10 protein-coding genes are annotated in these 16,883 nt (G+C 65.7%); 5 read left to right on the top strand and 5 right to left on the bottom strand.

Annotated features, from left to right (window positions below):
* Nucleotides 1-7: 7 nt before the first annotated feature.
* Nucleotides 8-1,174 carry a ubiquinol oxidase subunit II gene (cyoA, locus tag ACVI1L_RS15690; RefSeq protein WP_229192747.1) on the bottom strand — a complete coding sequence of 389 codons (1,167 nt, stop codon included), beginning with the start codon at nt 1,172-1,174 and terminating at the stop codon, nt 8-10.
* Nucleotides 1,175-1,408: 234 nt separating this feature from the next.
* Between cyoA and ACVI1L_RS15695 the strand changes: the two genes are divergently transcribed.
* Complete coding sequence (locus tag ACVI1L_RS15695; protein ID WP_057015508.1) at nt 1,409-2,698, top strand: MFS transporter; 1,290 nt, start codon at nt 1,409-1,411, stop codon at nt 2,696-2,698.
* A 131-nt stretch (nt 2,699-2,829) separates the two neighbouring features.
* Here ACVI1L_RS15695 and ACVI1L_RS15700 read toward each other — a convergent pair whose 3' ends face one another.
* On the bottom strand, nt 2,830-3,639 hold the full coding sequence (locus tag ACVI1L_RS15700; RefSeq protein ID WP_456783240.1) for a transporter: 810 nt from the start codon (nt 3,637-3,639) through the stop codon (nt 2,830-2,832).
* 192 nt (nt 3,640-3,831) lie between these two features.
* On the opposite strand from ACVI1L_RS15700, the gene ACVI1L_RS15705 reads away from it, so the two are divergent.
* On the top strand, nt 3,832-4,233 hold the full coding sequence (locus tag ACVI1L_RS15705; protein ID WP_057015128.1) for a c-type cytochrome: 402 nt from the start codon (nt 3,832-3,834) through the stop codon (nt 4,231-4,233).
* 72 nt (nt 4,234-4,305) lie between these two features.
* Here the strand turns inward: ACVI1L_RS15705 and ACVI1L_RS15710 are convergent, their stop codons facing one another.
* From ACVI1L_RS15710 to ACVI1L_RS15720, 3 genes are all read right to left on the bottom strand, one after another.
* Complete coding sequence (locus ACVI1L_RS15710; RefSeq protein WP_076824772.1) at nt 4,306-5,799, bottom strand: M48 family metalloprotease; 1,494 nt, start codon at nt 5,797-5,799, stop codon at nt 4,306-4,308.
* A gap of 72 nt (nt 5,800-5,871) precedes the next feature.
* On the bottom strand, nt 5,872-6,618 hold the full coding sequence (locus ACVI1L_RS15715) for a thermonuclease family protein (protein WP_253588230.1): 747 nt from the start codon (nt 6,616-6,618) through the stop codon (nt 5,872-5,874).
* Between the two features lie 415 nt (nt 6,619-7,033).
* Complete coding sequence (locus ACVI1L_RS15720; protein ID WP_245311253.1) at nt 7,034-7,261, bottom strand: hypothetical protein; 228 nt, start codon at nt 7,259-7,261, stop codon at nt 7,034-7,036.
* 322 nt (nt 7,262-7,583) lie between these two features.
* Between ACVI1L_RS15720 and ACVI1L_RS15725 the strand changes: the two genes are divergently transcribed.
* The 3 genes from ACVI1L_RS15725 to ACVI1L_RS15735 all read left to right on the top strand — a co-directional run bounded on the left by ACVI1L_RS15725 (nt 7,584) and on the right by ACVI1L_RS15735 (nt 16,881).
* Nucleotides 7,584-14,591 (top strand): Ig-like domain-containing protein, encoded by a 7,008-nt coding sequence (locus tag ACVI1L_RS15725; RefSeq protein WP_456783241.1) that lies wholly within the window; start codon nt 7,584-7,586, stop codon nt 14,589-14,591.
* 158 nt (nt 14,592-14,749) lie between these two features.
* Nucleotides 14,750-15,955 (top strand): ABC transporter substrate-binding protein, encoded by a 1,206-nt coding sequence (locus ACVI1L_RS15730; RefSeq protein WP_057020170.1) that lies wholly within the window; start codon nt 14,750-14,752, stop codon nt 15,953-15,955.
* A gap of 131 nt (nt 15,956-16,086) precedes the next feature.
* The gene (locus tag ACVI1L_RS15735; protein ID WP_076832822.1) at nt 16,087-16,881 is read left to right on the top strand and encodes an enoyl-CoA hydratase; all 795 of its coding nucleotides are present in this window, start codon (nt 16,087-16,089) and stop codon (nt 16,879-16,881) included.
* Nucleotides 16,882-16,883 lie beyond the last annotated feature (2 nt).

The raw sequence follows: 16,883 nt of genomic DNA on the forward strand, positions 1-16,883 counted from the left end.
GTCCTCCTCAGGACTCTGATTTCGGACGCTGACCGAGCAGCAAGGATGTCGACGAGGGGTGCGCGGGCGAGAACGGCGGGCGCTTCAGACCGAAGCCGCGCAGCGGCGTCAGGTCGAGCGGCGCGGTGATCTCGTGCGACGGCGCGTCCTTGATCTCGTCCATCGAGCAGATGCCGGCGACGAAGGTCGGCTCAGAGCCGAGCGGCGCGCCGCGGCGGGCGTATTTGTCGTAGGTCAGCGGCAGCGTGTTGTTGAAGCCTTCGCGGCCGAGGCCGCCCTTGGCGTCGATCGCCATCATCTCGCTCATGCACATCTTGCCGGGCTCGACGCACATGTTGAGGACCGCCTTGTAGAGATCGCGGTCGACCGAGCGGTAGAGCCGGACCGGATCGTTCTGGCTCGGACGCTCGAGCTGCAGATAGTCGGTGCGGCCGAGCATGTTGCTGCTCGCCTTGGCGGTGGCGATCCACTTGTCGAAATCGGCGCCAGACAGGCTCTTGAAGTCGAAGTGCATGCCGGAGAAGCCGGCGCCGCTGTAGTTGGCGGAGAAGCCGCGATAGGTGCCTTCCTTGTTGGCGACCGCGTGCAGCTTGGTCTCCATGCCGGGCATGGCGTAGATCTGGCCGGCAAGCGCGGGGATATAGAACGAGTTCATCACGGAGGACGCCGTGATGCGGAAGCGGATCGGGCGGTCGACTGGAGCTGCGAGCTCGTTGACGGCGGCGACGCCGTAATCCGGGTAGATGAACAGCCACTTCCAGTCGAGCGCGACCACCTCGACATTGAGCGGGGCGTCCTTGCTCTCGATCGGCTTGTCGGCGGCGATGCGGCCGAGCGAGCGGTAGGGATCGAGCAGATGGGTGCCCATCCAGGTCAGCGCGCCGAGGCAAATGATGATCAGCAGCGGCGCCGACCAGATCACGAGCTCGAGCTGGGTGGAGTGATCCCACTCCGGCTCGTAGGGGGCCGCGGTGTTGGACTGGCGGTAGCGCCAGGCGAAGAACACGGTCAGCGCCATCACCGGAAGCACGATGATGAGCATCAGCACGGTCGAGATGACGACGAGGTCGCGCTGCTGGACGGCGATGTCGCCGGCAGGCGCCAGGACGACGAAATCGCACCCGCCAAGGAGCGCCGCGAACGGCAATAAGGCCAATAATTTCAAGGCGCGCACGGCTCACCCCACTTGAATTTTATGAGTTCCGCCAAGGGGTAGCTGCGATGCAGCAAAGTTCACATTGGACAATTTGTCCAATGTTGCACTGCGGGATGAAGGGTCAGAAGGTGAGGTGGACCGCGTGGCAATCTGCCCGTGGCCTCACTTTCTTGTTTGAGCACGGTCTGTTCGGAAAACCGGTTTGATCGTGCTCCAAAGGACGGTTCTCCGGCGATGGCACAAGCCCCAGCAATGGCTCACGGCACCCCGACCGCATCAGGTCACGGGCAGGCGAAACCCGGCGAAATCGCCATCGGCGTCATCATCGGACGCACGTCGGAATTCTTCGATTTCTTCGTCTATGCGATCGCCTCGGTCATCGTGTTCCCGAAGCTGGTGTTCCCGTTCGTCAATGAACTGACCGGCACGCTCTATTCATTCGGCATCTTCGCGCTGGCCTTCGCCGCGCGGCCACTCGGCACCGTCATCTTCATGGCGGTCGACCGCCGCCACGGCAAGGGCGCCAAGCTCGTCATCGCGCTGTTCCTGCTCGGCACCGCCACGGTGGCGCTCGCGTTTCTGCCCGGCTACGACACGATCGGCGTCGCGGCGATCTGGCTGTTGGCCGCCGCGCGCGTGCTGCAGGGTATCGCCTGGGGCGGCGCCTGGGACGGCCTTGCCTCGCTGCTGGCGATGAATTCGCCGGCGCATCGCCGCGGCTGGTACGCGATGGTGCCGCAGCTCGGCGCGCCGCTCGGGCTGATCGTGGCCAGCGCGCTGTTCGCCTTCTTCGCCGGCAACCTCTCGGCGGATGATTTCTTCGACTGGGGCTGGCGCTATCCGTTCTTCGTCGCCTTCGCGATCAACGTGGTGGCGCTGTTCGCGCGGCTGCGCATGGTGGCGACGGATGAATATTCCGAGCTGTTCGAAAGCCGCGATCTCGAGCCGGCGCGGGTCGGCGAGACCATCGCGCAGGAGGGCCGCAACATCCTGCTCGGCGCCTTTGCGCCGCTGGCGAGCTTTGCGCTGTTCCACATGGTCACGGTGTTTCCGCTGTCCTGGGTGTTCCTGTTCACCAAGGAAAGCCCGGTGCGCTTCCTGATCATCGAGATGATCGGCGCCATGGTCGGCGTCGTCGCGATCATCGCCTCCGGCATGATCGCCGACCGCGTCGGGCGCAAGCCGCTGCTGCTCGGGTCTGCGGTCGCGATCGCGGTCTATAGCGGCTTTGCCCCGCAGCTGCTCGATGCCGGCGCGTTTGGCGAAACGGTGTACATGGTGCTCGGCTTCGTGCTGCTCGGCCTGTCGTTCGGCCAGTCGTCGGGCGCGATCGCCTCGAGCTTCGCGCGCAACTATCGCTACACGGCCTCGGCACTGACCTCGGATTTAGCCTGGCTGTTCGGTGCCGGCTTTGCGCCGCTCGCGGCGCTGCTGCTGGCGACGCATTTCGGCTTGATCTCGGCCGGTGCGTACCTGTTGTCGGGCGCGGTGTGGACGCTGCTGGCGCTGTGGCTGAGCGGATTGCGCGAAGCCGAGGGTTGAACTCTTCTCCTTCCCCCTGAAAGGGGGAAGGTTGGGATCAGCCATAGGCTCCGCTGCAAGCGGAGAGAGCAGATCCCCACCCGCTTTGCTCTGGCGAGCAAAGCGACCTCCCCTTTTCAAGGGGAGGTGGGCTAGCGGAACAATCCGTCGACGCGGAACGAGTACCCCAGGCCGACGATGTAGTTCGGCGAGTTGCGGCTGAGTCCGAACGCGACATGGAAGTCGACCTGCTGGGTCGGCGTGATCTGGTACAGGCCGCCGGAGTTGATGAGCTGGGTCGGCCGCGCACCGTCGGGATAGTCGCCGACATATTCGGTGAACACACTGATCCGCTCGGTCAGCTTCTTCTCGATCACGAAGGTCGCTTCCGACAAGTGCCGGCCGGTCAGCTCGGCAGGGCGGAAGAATTCCGTGAACATGCCGCTGACGCCCCAGCCGTCATGCAACTCCCATGACCACGGCAACTGGATGTAGGGCTGCGCGCCACGACCGGCGATTTCGGCAGCGCCCGTCGGCAGCGCGACGCCGGCCGTGATCGAGAGGTCGATCTTCCCCGGCAGCGGACTGATCTGCCATTTGATGGCAGGCGCGACGTCGGAAAAGCCCGACGCGCCGGGCGATTTCACGGTGCCGACATAGCTCGGTAGGTCGATCAGCACCTCGAGGCAGGGCGCAATCCCGAGCCGCCAGCGGCTGTTGCTGCCGTCGATGCTGCGGCCACTGCTCCGGCCGGTCAGGTTGATGCCGTTCTCGTTCTGCAGGCTCCCGACCGGCACGACGATACTCGAATTGGTGACGTCGGGCCGGTCGGTCGCGATTTCGTCGCCCGGCTTGGGACAGCCGTCCGCGCGCGCGGCGGTGGCTGCTGCGAGTGTGAGCGCAGCAAGCACGCACCCGAGTTCGGCAAGTCGAGCGACGGCGCCGAACCGATTCTGAAACACTGGGGATGCTCCAATAGCCCGGCGCCGCTGCGGAGGTGGCAGCTTTCGATAGAGATCGGCGGCGCGCGGGGAAATTCCCGGTTGGCTCAAAAATCTTCGTCAGTCGCCGGTCGCGCGAGCGCGCGGCATTCCAGGGAATAGAATCGCGGCATGCCTGCTCCTGTTGTGGTGGCAAACAGGAGAGCCCCGGGAATGAGCATTCGTTCGATCGCAGGCGTGCTGGCGCCGCGGCAAGCCAAAATTGCCGCGATGGCGGCCATCGCGATTCTGCTCGCCCTGAACAGCGCCCGTGCCGCGGGAGATGCGGCGCGCGGCGCCACGCTGTACCAGGGCTGCGGCGATTGCCACTCGATCGACAAGAACGACGTCGGCCCGATGCACAAGGGTGTCGTCGGCCGCCTAGCCGGCTCCGTCGCAGGCTACGACTACTCGCCGGCGCTGAAGAACTCGAAGATCGTGTGGACCGAGGAGAATCTCGACAAATGGCTCACCGGTCCGGACACGATGGTTCCGGGCACCAAGATGTTCTACGAGGTTCAGGACCCGAAGGATCGCGCCGACATCATTGCCTTCCTCAAGGAGAAGGCGAAGTAGAATGTAGCCTGTCGTCCCGACCTTCGCCGGGACGACAGCGGTGGTGAGGCGCGAGCACGACGCCTCGCGGCCTCAATCCACCACGATCTTGACGCGGTCGCGCGGCTTGACCTGGGCATGGGCGTCGAGGCCGTTGAGCACGCGGAAGCGCTCGGCCGGGTGATCTACGCCGGACATGCGGTGCGACAGCGATTCCACGGTGTCGCCGGGCTGCACGTTAATGACCTTGATGCGCAGCGGGCGCGCGGCCTGGATCTCGTCGAGCGTCAGGCGGCGGAACGAATTGACGGTCTCGCGCGCGTTACGCTCGCTCTCGGTGGACTTCTGCTTGGCGGCGAAGATGAAGCGGTAGACGTCGCTGCCGAAGCGCAGCGCATAGACCTTGAACTGCCACTGGTCGCCATGGGCGGTGGCCGACGCCGCCGGAAAGCCGTTGATGTTGAGGTCCTCGGTCGAGGACTTCTCGACGCCTTCCATCCAGCCCGAATTCAGGTAGTCGCCGAGCGACTGCTCGGCCGGGACCCGCACCACGTCGAAGCGCATCGCCTGGCTGCCGCCCTCGCGCACGCCGATCACCGCCTGCGCGGTGTTGTCGAGCGTGAAATTATCGGGCGCGGTGAAGGTGAAGCCGAGCTTGGGATGCAGGAAGCGGCGGCCGCGCACGAACCCTTCGCTGGGATCCTCGCCATAGACGATGTTGTCGATCGCGGCGAGATAGGTCTCGCGATCGCGCTCGTTGCTCTCGGGCGATGAGTATTGCCGTGCGGTGGTCTGCGCGTTGTTGATGCGCTCGGGCGTCGCCGGATGCGACGAGGTGAAGTCCTGCGCGCGCGGATCGAGCGCGGTCTTGCCGATCTTGAGCGCGGCATTGCGCTCCATCGCGGTCAGGAAGCGCGCCGCGCCGTAGGGATCGAAATGCGCGCGAGCGGCGATTCCGACGCCGATGCCGTCGGCCTCGAACTCCTGCTGGCGCGAGAAGCTCGCCATCGTCAGCTTGGTCTTGGCGAGCGCCAGCGCGGTGAGATCGGGATCGGTGCTCATGTCGGTGACGACGCGCGTCACCACAGCCGCCTGGCGGGCCTGGTCCTCGCGCATCGCCGCGTGCTTGGCCAGCACATGCGCCATCTCGTGGCTCAGCACCGAGGAGAGCTCGGAGGTGTCGCTGGCGAGCGCAATCAGGCCGCGCGTGACATAGAGCTGGCCGGTCGGCAGCGCGAAGGCGTTGACCGCGCCGGAATTGAGGATCGTGACCTTGTAGGCCTGGTCGGGTCGTTCGGAGGCGGCGACCAGCCGCTCGACGGTCTTGCTGATCAGGGCCTCGAGCTTCGGGTCGTCGTAGGCGCCGCCATAGGACGACAGGATGCGCTCATGTTCGCGTTCGCTCGTGGGCGTCTGCTGTACCACGCGGTTCGGCTTTACCGGCGCCGCTGCTGCCGTGGGCGCGGCCTGCTCGAACCGGCCGACATTGCCGCAGGCCGACAGCGTCAGGGCGGCGCAGACGAGCGCCGGCGCAGCCAAAAGGCGGCGGCCAGTCCCCTCTTCACGCCGTCCTGCGCGCTCAATCACGTCAAAAACTCACAAATTGTCCCGTAAAAAGACCGGGGCATGGCCCCTGGGTCTCTTGAGTCCCTTGGGCCTCTAGTTCCCGCCGAGCACTTCAAGCTGCCCCACCCGGAGCAGTTCGATTCGCGGCCCACGTCGTGCTTCCACCCAGCCTCGTACACGAATCTTACGATTTTCCAGAGACTTGGGCGCAAGCCCGGCCGCCTCGAACGCAGGGACTATGCGCCTTGAAATAGTCGCAGCAAAGTCCTGAGTCCAGTTTCGACCGAAATTCAGGTAGGTCGTCGCGCCCGCCTGACGCACGGACAAAACCCTGCCCTCGACCACTGTAAAACGCCCGATCCCGGTCAAAATATCGGCGGAACTTTCGGCGTTTTTTATGACGGTGGCCTCGGCCCAGGTTCCCGATCGGGCGGCCCTGGCCTCGGCCTCGGCCGCCATCAGCGCCGCCGCACAGTCCTTGTCGGCGACCTCGGATGACGCCACAGCGAGGCCCTGGCGCAGCAACTCGCTCTGCACGGGCTTCTCACTGCCTTCGAGGAATGCGTAGGCCGGCTGCCGGCCATAGCGGTCCGGCGTGTCGTCCTGTCCGCGCAGCGTCACCTCGCGGCCGACCAGCAGCGCCGTCAGTGCAGCGATGGTCTTCGCCTTGTCGGCCACCTCGATACCGGCGAGCTTGACCTCACGGGCGTCGTCGAGCCGCAGGCTGCGCGCATCGACGATGGCGGCGACGCGACCCTCGCCCTGAATCTCGAAATTGCATCCAGCCGCTTCGGCGCGTCCGCTGCACGCGCCGGTCGCGAGGACGCATGCTGTCATCATCACCGCCCACGGACGGCGACGCCATGCTCTATCGCGTGGAGGCGTCATGCGGCACTCGTCACTCCGGCGCGCTCCGCTCGGAGCGTGGTCGCCAACAAGGACAGTCTGACGGAAAGATCGCTTCAGAGCCACCACAAGCGAAGCGAAATCGCATCGAGGGATGCCATCGTTGATTCGGTGGTCAATTTTTCTGCGGCGCTTCTCATCGCGTGCACAGGCGAAATTGGTGTTTCACATCAATGCGTGCCTGTCGCGGGACGAACTCGTCTTCAGCACCCCTCGTCGTGACGAAAATTGCCGTCCGATCGTGCGTCGAGCGGCCCTCACACGCGTCAACCTTACCCATTCATGATTGCAACTCCGTGCGCGGAATGAGAATTCGTTATTGTTGCCAATGACTTGCGGCGCAAGGTAACTATTCGGCAATTTTTTGAAAGGCGACCGATTGCGGTCGCTCACGCATATTGCCGAGGTCCTTGTGTCGAATCCCGTTGTTCTGACGCTGACGACCAGCGATCCGCTGCACGATTATCTCCAGCTCTACAACGCGATCTCGGCGATCAGCGTCGGCGGTGGTCTGGCTGCGGCCAACACCGATTACGTCATCAACTTCTCGCTCTCGTCCGGCGCGCGCACGCTGCAATTGCTGGACGATCTGCCGGCCATCAATCTGATGAACGGCTCAACGCTGACCTTCGACGGCAACTCCGACTACAACAATCAACTCGGCGGACAGGACTATAGCGACATCATCGATGCGCGCGGCTATCAAGGCTTCGTCGTCACATCAGGCACGGTGACGTTCAAGAACCTCACGATCGTCAACGCGGTTGCGAGCGGCGGCAATGGCGGGGTCGGCGGTGGCGGCGGCGGCGCGGGCCTCGGCGGCGGCCTGTTCGTCGGACAGAACGCCAACGTCACGCTGAACGACGTCAATTTCGGCAGCAACACGGCCAAGGGCGGCGATGGCGGCAGTGGTCGATCCGGCCGGCGGCGGCGGCGGTGGCGGCGGCATCGGTGCCGATGGCGGCAGCGGCAATGGCGGCGGTGGTGGTGGCGGCGGCTTCGGCGGCCAAGACTATTACGGCTATCACGGCAATGGCGGCAGCGGTTACAGCGAGGCGGGCTCCGACAGCCAGCATCCCTCGACCGGGGCGCAGACCGCGGGCGGCACACCGGCGACGATCGAAGGTGCGGCGGGCGGCGGACAGGGCGCCGACAATTACGGCGGCTCAGGCTACGGAGCACATGCCGGCGGTGGCGCGAGTGGCGGCGGTGGTGGCGGCGGTGTCGGTGGCGGCGGCGGCGGCATCGGCGGCGCCAACTCGGTGGGCGGCGGCCCCTCGGGCACCCTGATCGGCTTCGGCGGCGCCGGCGGCATGGGCGGCGGTGGCGGCGGCGGCATTTATGGCGGCGGCAATGGTGGTTTCGCCGGCGGTGGCGGCGGCTCCGGTAATGGCAGCGGATACGCGCATACCGGCGGCAATGGCGGTTTCGGCGGCGGAGGCGGCGGTTCGAACGGCACGCCCGGCACCGGCGGATTCGGCGCCGGCAGCGGCTCGCTCGCCGGCGGCGGTGGCGGCGGCCTTGGCGCCGGCGGCGACATCTTCGTTCAACAAGGCGGCACGCTGACCGTCATCGGCGGCACCTTGATGGATGCGACCGAGACCGGCGGCACCGGTGCCAATGGTGCGGGCAACGGCTCCGCCTATGGTGACATCTTCATCCAGGGCACGATGGTCGTCACGCCGACGCACACCGTTTCCACGGTCTTCGAGGGATTGCAGACCGTCACCACGCTGACGATCGGCGACAGCATCGCCGATGAGCGGGGCATCAGCGGCAGCGGCACCACTGGCAAGCTGGTCGTCTCCGGCGGCGGTACGCTGACGTTGACGGGTGCGAGCACCTATGTCGGCGGCACGCAGATCGATGCCGGCAACACTCTCTCGATCACGGCCGACAACAACATCGGCGGTTCGGCCGGTGCGCTGATCCTCAACGGCGGCACGCTGACCACGACCGGCGGCTACACCTTCACCCACAACATCCAGGTCACCGCCGCTGGCGGCACCTTCGACATCTCGTCCGGCACGATTGCCGACACCGGCGCGATCAGCGGCTCCGGTACGTTCACGCTGTCGGGCGCCGGCACGTTGCAGCTCGGGCTCGGTCAGCTCGCGGGGTTGACCGGGACGCTCAACCTGAGCAGCGCGCATCTTTCGCTGACGACGGGCGGCACGTTCGACGACTCAATTTCGGTCGGCGGCAGCTCGCTCCTGAAGATCGCGAACGGCGCAACCGTCACCGATACCGCCCTGATCAGTGGCGGCGGCAATCTCGGCATCGACGGCGGCGGCACCTTCGTGCTCGGCCATGCCAACACTTATGGCAGCACGACGATCTATTCCGGCACAGTGTGGCTTGCGACGGCCGGCGCAGCCGGCACCGGCAACATCTCCTTCACGACCGGCCTTCCCGGCACGCTGAAGATCGACGACGCCGCGCTGACCGGCAACGCGCTCACCAACAGCATCTCCAACTTCAATCCCGGCCAGTCCATCGACCTGACCGGGCTGCACTACAACACCCAGAATACCTCGCTCAACACGGTCAGTCTTTCCGGCAACACGCTCTCGATCTCGAACGGCACAGTGACGGATACGCTGACGGTGAACGGGCTCGACGGCGGCGCCCGCTTCCAGCTTTCGCAGGATGCGAATGGCGGCACGGTCGTGCAGCTTGTGTCGACCCGCGTCTTCAATGTCTCAAACGTCACCGAGCTCAATGCGGCCGTCCTGCAGATGGATTCCGGCGGCCAGAACGCCGCGCCGAATGCCAACTACACCATCAACATCACCGCCAGCTTCAGCCTCTCGTCGGAGCTGTACGCGCTCAATCTCTTGAGCGGATCGAGCGTCACCATCAACGGCAGCGACGGCCACGGCGGCACGCACACGATCGACGGCCTCAACGCCCAGCGTGGCTTCTTCGTCTATGCGGGCAACGTCAATCTCGAGAACCTGACCATCCAGAACACGGTGGCGGCCGGCGGCGGCATCATCCAGGGCGGCGGCGGCGGTGGCGCCGGGCTCGGCGGCGCCCTGTTCGTCTCGGCGAACGGCAGCGCCACGATCGACAATGTCGTATTTCACAACAGTGCCGCGATCGGCGGCAATGGCGGAACCGGCAGTACCGCGAGCAACGCCAACATCGACGGCTTCGGCGGTGGTGGCGGCATGGGGGGCCAAGGCGGAAACAGCAGCGGTGGCGGCATCGGCCTTCACGCACAGGGTGCGAACTCTGCCGCATTTCAGAACGGGGCCGCTGGCATCGTTCCCGGCGCCGCGGGGGGCGGCAAAGGCGTCGACGGCTACCTGATCCCGTTCGGAGGCGGGACCATGCTTTACTGGTATGGCGGAACGGGCGGCGCCAATGGCGGCGGCGGCGGCGCGGGTGGCTTCTTCGGCAACAACAACCGCGCGCACGGTACCGGCGGTGGCGTCGGCGGCGGCAACGCAATCGACGGCGGCAATGGTGGCTACGGCGGTGGCGGCGGGGCGTTCGGCAATGGTGGCTTCGGTGGTGGCGGCGGCTATGGCGGCGGTGGCGGCTTCGGCGGCGGTGGCGGCGTCAGCGGGCTCGGCGGCTTCGGCGGCGGTGATGGCACGGCGGGTGGGGGTGGCGGCCTCGGCGCTGGTGGCACCATTTTCGTTCAGCAAGGCGGCTCGCTGACCGTCAAGGGCGGCTCGCTGTCGAACGATTCCGGCTTCAGCGCCGTCAAGGGCGGCACCAATGGCATCGGCCAGGCCAGCGGCTCGGGTTTCGGCTCCGGCATCTTCATCCAGGGCAACAACAATCTCAGCTTCACGCCGGCCAGCGGCCAGACGCTGACGGTTGCCAACGACATCGCGGACCAGAGCGGCAATGGCGGCACCGGTGCCAATGCGGGCATTGGGGGCCTCGCCATCAGCGGCGGCGGCACCGTCATCCTCGGCGGCAACAACACCTACACCGGCAATACCACGGTCAGCGGCGCCGGCACCCGGGTGTCGATCTCCGCCAACGTGAATCTCGGCGCGGTGACCAATGTGCTGAAGCTTGGCGACGGCACCGGTATCAGCTTCACCGACGGCTTCACGCAGACCCGCAACATCACCGTCGCGGGCGATCCGGTCTTCAACGTCGCCGCCGGCGAGACCGTCACCCAGAGCGGCGTCATTTCCGATGGCACGACGCCTGGTGATGTCGAGGTGACCGGCGGCGGCCGGTTGGTGCTGTCCGCGCACAACACCTATTCGGGCGGCACCGTCATCAAGGGCTCCATCCTGGAGCTGGCGGCGAACGGCGCGGCAGGGACCGGCGCGATCGCCTTCACCGACGGCAGTACCGAAAAACTCGTGCTCGATGCTGCGGCATTCTCCGGCACCTCGTTTGGCACGTCGATCACCGGCCTTTCCGGCGGCGACACCATCGACTTCGGCAACATCGCCTATGATGCCACGACGACGCTGTCCTATGCGAACGGCGTGTTGCTGGTGAAAAGCGGCAGCGGCACGACGCTCGCATCGCTGAACCTGAGTTTTGGCGCTGGCGCCTCGGCCGGCTCGCTGATGCTGGCGTCCGACGGCTCGGCCTCTCCGCATCTCGAGATCCGGTCACAGGCGAGCATCGCCTCGGTCACTTCTGACACCACCGATCATCTCACGATCCTGAACGCCGGCAAGGTCGTGACCATCACCGTCAACTTCAGCAACACGGTGAACGTGACCGGCGCGCCGGAGTTGCTGCTCAACGACGGCAAGGCCGCGACCTATCTGAGCGGCAGCGGCTCGCAAGCGCTGGTGTTCAGCTACACGGTGCAGGACGGCGACAGCACGTCCGATCTTCAGGTGCAGAGCCTCTCGCTCAACGGCGGCACGATCAGGGATCCCGGCGGCCAGGACGCCGACGTGACCCATGCGGCGACCGATTTGCATCTCGTGATCGACGCGATCGCGCCGACCGTGTCGGTTGCGGCGAGCTCGACCGCGCTGCTGGCCGGGCAGACCTCGACCGTCACCTTCACCTTCTCCGAGGCGGTTACCGGCTTCGCGTTGACGGACACGACGGTGAGCGGCGGCGCGCTGAGCAACCTCGTGCATGTCGGCGTCAACGCCGCGCACCAGGACATCTACACGGCAACCTTCACACCCGACGTGACCAACGCCGAGGCGGGCTCGGTGCAGGTCAACGCGTCAAGCTATACCGACAGCGCCGGAAACGCCGGCGCGGCAAGCAGCGCGATCAGCTTCACCGGTGATACCAAGGCGCCGACGGTGGCGGTTGCAGCCGATCACACCACGCTGGTTGCCGGCGATAGCGCGGTTGTCACGTTCACCTTCTCCGAGGCCGTCAGCGGCTTTGGATTGGATGATGTCACGGTCCAGGGCGGTTCGCTGGGCAACCTCACCCATGTCGGCATCGATGGCGCCGGCCACGACGTCTACACCGCGACCTTCACGCCGGATGTGACCAACACCGAGGCAGGTTCGGTGCAGGTCAATGCATCGAGCTATAGCGATACGGCCGGCAATTCCGGCTCGTCGAGCAACACGATCAGCTTCAGCGGCGACACCAAGGCGCCGACTGTATCGGTCTCGGCTGACCATGGTACGCTGCTCGCCGGTCAGACCGCGGTCGTGACCTTCACCTTCTCCGAGGCCGTCGCGGGCTTCGCGCTCGGCGACATCAGCGTCAGCGGCGGCGCGTTGGGCAGCCTTGTCCATGTCGGCGTCAACGGCGCCGGCCAGGACATCTACACCGCGACCTTCACGCCCGACGTCACCAACGCCGAGGCTGGCTCGGTGCAGGTCAATGCATCGAGCTATAGCGATACGGCCGGCAACGCCGGCGCTGCCAGCAACGCCATCAACTTCACCGGTGACACGCTGGCGCCGACGGTCTCCGTCACGCTCAATCCCGACACGGTGCTGGCCGGCGACCTCTCGGTCGCGACTTTCACCTTTTCGGAGGCGGTGTCGGGCTTCGCCCTTGGCGACATCACCGTCCATGGCGGCGCGCTGAGCAATCTCGTGCATGTCGGGCTCAACGGCGCTGGGCAGGACGTCTACACTGCGACCTTCACGCCCGATGTCAGCGACACCGAGACCGGCTCGGTGAAGGTGAATGCGTCCGGTTACGGCGATGTGGCCGGCAATGCCGGCGCGGCAAGCAACACCGCGACGATCGGCGGCGATACGCTGGCGCCGACGGTGTCGATCGCGGCTGACCGTCACGCGCTGCTGGCGGGCCAGACCGCGCTGGTGACGTTCACTTTTTCCGAACAAATCGCGAGCTTCGCGCTCGGTGACGTCACGGTGCATGGCGGGGCGTTGGGCAATCTGCTCCATGTCGGCGTCAACGCATCGGGCCAGGACGTCTACACGGCAATTTTCACGCCGGACGAAAGCAACACTGAAGCGGGCTCGGTGCAAGTCACCGCCGCGAGCTATACGGATGTTGCCGGCAATACCGGTGCGGCGAGCGGCACCATCAGCTTCACTGGCGATACCAGGACGCCGACGGTGTCGGTTGCGGCGAGCCCGAGCACGGTGCTTTCGGGCCAGACTTCGGTTGTCACCTTCACCTTCTCCGAGCAGGTCGCGGGCTTTGCGCTCAGCGATACCGTCGTCGCCGGCGGCACGGTGACCAATCTGGTCCATGTCGGGCTCAACGTGTCGGGGCAGGACGTCTACACCGCGACCTTCACGCCCGATATCAACGACGTCGTGGCGGGCTCGATCCGGGTCACCGCCGCAAGCTATGCCGACGTATCAGGCAATGCCGGCGCGGCGAGCAATACCGCGACGATCGTTGGCGACACGCATCCGCCGACGGTATCGGTGGCGGCCGATCACACCCTTCTGCACGCCGGCGACGCCGCGTTGATGACGTTCACCTTCTCCGAGGCGGTCGCAGGTTTCGGACTCGGCGATGTCACGGTCCATGGCGGCCTGCTGGGCAGCCTCGTCCATGTCGGCATCAATGGCGCGGGCCACGATATCTACACCGCGACCTTCACCGCCGATGTCACCGACGATCTGTCGGCCGATCTTTCGGTTGCCGGGGCGAGCTACACCGACATCGCCGGCAACGCCGGCGGAGCGAGCAACGTGGTCAGCTTCACCGGCGACACCAAGGCGCCATCGGCGCCGACGCTGGCGCTGCACCGCGACACCGGCGTCTCCAGCGCCGACCACATCACCAGCAATCCGCTGATCGATTACACCAAGTTCGATGCGGCCGACACGCTGCGCTACAAGGCCGACGGCGCCTCGGGCTTCTCCACGGCGGCGCCGGTCTTTACGGCTGATGGTATGCACTCCGTCACGGTGCAGGAGGTCGACGCCGCCGGCAATGTCAGCGCGTCGTCGAGCCTGACGTTCACCCTCGACACCACGGCGCCCCATCTCGCCGGGATCACGGCGACGCCCTCCGGCGGCGTCGCGGCGCCGGGTTCGCTGGTGCAACTGACGGTCGGCTTCAACGAGGCGGTGCATGTCAATGGCGGCACGCCGAGCCTGACGCTGAACGATGGCGGCACCGCAATCTACGACGCCGCGGCGACGGCGCTGCTCGGCGATTCCTCGAAGCTGGTATTCGATCACATCGTGTCGTCGACCGATCGCGCCGGCTCGCTGGCGGTGACCAGCTTCGCCGCCAATGGCGCCGATGTCGTCGACCTGGCCGGCAATGCGGCTTCGCTTTCGACGGTGTCCGCCGTCTTCGACGCCCTGCATATCAACGAGACCATCGTGCCGGCCTACACACTCGGGGCTATTACCCGGCCGGAATTGCATCTGGATCTGGGCGGTCGCATCATCATGGATGCAACGGCATCGGCATTCGCCGGACATTATGGCATGCAGTACCTGTTCCTCGGCCTGCCGGCGGGAACGCCCCATCAGACCGTTCCCGACTTTCATCTCTGATCGCAGCGCCGCCGGAAGCTCCGGCGCGGCGCTTCATTCCGCTTAGTGGAAAACAGATTGCTGCCGCTGCGGCTTGCTGCAGTGCAGGCCATGCGGCATGATCCGGCCCTCGAAACGGACCTGATGGAACGAGGTCCGCGCTGCAAGGGAGGATTGGAATGAGACGAGTTTTGGCCGGCGTGTTGGCCTGTGCGTTTGCGATCTCGGCGAATGCGTCGCTGGCGCAGGACAAGCCTCCGCTGAAGCTCGGCGGCATCCTCGATATGTCGAGCCTCTATGCCGACATTACCGGTTCGGGCAGCGAAACCGCTGCCAAGATGGCGGTGGAGGATTTCGGCGGCGAGGTGCTCGGCCGCAAGGTCGAGATCGTGGTCGGCGACCATCTCAACAAGGCTGACCTCTCCGCCAACATCGCCCGCGACATGATCGATAACCAGGGCGTCGAGATGATCTTCGACGTCGCGGCCTCCGCGACCGCGCTCGCCGCTGCCGAAATCGCCAAGGCGCGCAACAAGATCATCATGTTCAACGGTCCGGGTTCGATCCGCCTCTCCAACGAGGCCTGCGGCCCCTATACCGTGCACTACGTGTTCGACACCTTCGCGCAGGCCAATGTGACCGGCCTTGCCGCGGTGAAATCCGGTCTCGATACCTGGTTCTTCCTTACCGCGGACTACGCGTTCGGTCAGGACCTGGAAAAGGACACCAGCAACGTCGTGGTGAAGTCGGGCGGCAAGGTGCTCGGCAGCGTGCGGCATCCGATCAACACCTCGGATTTCTCGTCCTTCCTGCTGCAGGCGCAGGCGTCGAAGGCCAAGGTGATCGGCCTTGCCAATGCCGGCGGCGACACCATCAACGCGATCAAGCAGGCAGCCGAATTCGGCCTCACCAAGAGCGGCCAGAAACTGTCGCCGCTATTGGCCTTCGTCACCGACATCGACAGCGTCGGGCTCGATACCGCGCAGGGCCTGTTGCTGGCGGAAGCCTTCTACTGGGATCTCAACGACGACAGCCGCGCCTTCACGAAGCGCTTCATGGAGCGCACCAAGCGGGTGCCGACCTCGGCACAGGCCGGGGTCTATTCCTCGGTGACGCACTATCTCAAGGCGGTGAAGGCCGCCGGCACCACCGATGCGGCCGCCGTCATGAAGGTGATGAAGGAGAGCCCGATCAACGACATGTTCACCAAGAACGGCAAGATCCGTGAGGACGGCCGTATGGTGCACGACATGTATTTGTTCGAGGTCAAGAAGCCGTCGGAATCGAAGGGCCGCTGGGACGACTACAAGCTGGTGGCGACCGTGCCGGGCGACCAGGCCTTCCAGCCGCTGTCGGAGTCGCGCTGCCCGCTGGTGAAGAAGTGACGAAGTGACGAAGTCACGCAGTCATCCCGGGGCGTGCGAAGCACGAACCCGGGATCTCGAGGTTCCGGGTCTGGTGCTTACGCACCATCCCGGAATGACGGATTCAAAATAACAACGAAAGGCAAAACGCCATGAGCGACAATCAGATGGTCCTCCAATCCCTCGACAAGGGCCTGCTCACGATCACCATGAACCGTCCCGATCGGCGCAACGCGCTCAATCCCGACATGACGCGCGGCCTCGTCGAGGCGGCGCGGCGGGCGCAGGACGATACCGAGGTGCGCGCGGTGCTGATCCGGGGCGCCGGCGGCACCTTCTGCGTCGGCGGCGACGTCAAGTCGATGGCGGAAGGCCGCGCCCCGCTGCCGTTCGAGGCCAAGATGGCCAACCTGCGCCGCGGCATGGAGGTCTCGCGCATCCTGCACCAGATGCCGAAGCCGGTGGTGGCGCAGCTCGACGGCGCCGCGGCCGGCGCCGGGCTTTCGATCGCGCTGTCCTGCGATCTCCGTGTTGCCGGCGCCTCCTGCAAGATCACCACCGCTTTCGCCAAGGTCGGCTTCTCCGGCGACTACGGCGGCACCTACTTCCTGACCAAGATGCTCGGCAGCGCGAAAGCGCGCGAGCTCTACATGATGTCGCCGGTGCTGTCGGCGCAGGAAGCATACAATCTCGGCATGGTCTCCAAGGTGGTGCCTGATGCCGACGTCGAGGCCGAGACGCTGGAGTTGGCGCGGTCGCTGGCGCAGGGCCCGTCAGTGGCGCTCGGCTACATCAAGCGCAACATCAACAATGCCGAGACCATGACCCTCGAAGCATGCTTCGACGGCGAGGCGATCCACCACACGCGTGCCGGCGAGACCACGGACCACAAGGAAGCGGCAAAAGCCTTCGTCGAGAAGCGCAAGCCCACCTTCCAGGGGCAGTAGAC

Source organism: Bradyrhizobium sp. USDA 4516 (assembly GCF_054055915.1).

Coding starts and splice junctions, on each gene's coding strand:
- ACVI1L_RS15705 (WP_057015128.1), top strand. CDS start 3,832: ATGAGCATTCGTTCGATCGCAGGCGTGCTGGCGCCGCGGCAAGCCAAA.
- ACVI1L_RS15715 (WP_253588230.1), bottom strand. CDS start 6,618: ATGATGACAGCATGCGTCCTCGCGACCGGCGCGTGCAGCGGACGCGCC.
- ACVI1L_RS15735 (WP_076832822.1), top strand. CDS start 16,087: ATGAGCGACAATCAGATGGTCCTCCAATCCCTCGACAAGGGCCTGCTC.
- ACVI1L_RS15695 (WP_057015508.1), top strand. CDS start 1,409: ATGGCTCACGGCACCCCGACCGCATCAGGTCACGGGCAGGCGAAACCC.
- ACVI1L_RS15730 (WP_057020170.1), top strand. CDS start 14,750: ATGAGACGAGTTTTGGCCGGCGTGTTGGCCTGTGCGTTTGCGATCTCG.
- ACVI1L_RS15725 (WP_456783241.1), top strand. CDS start 7,584: ATGGCGGCAGTGGTCGATCCGGCCGGCGGCGGCGGCGGTGGCGGCGGC.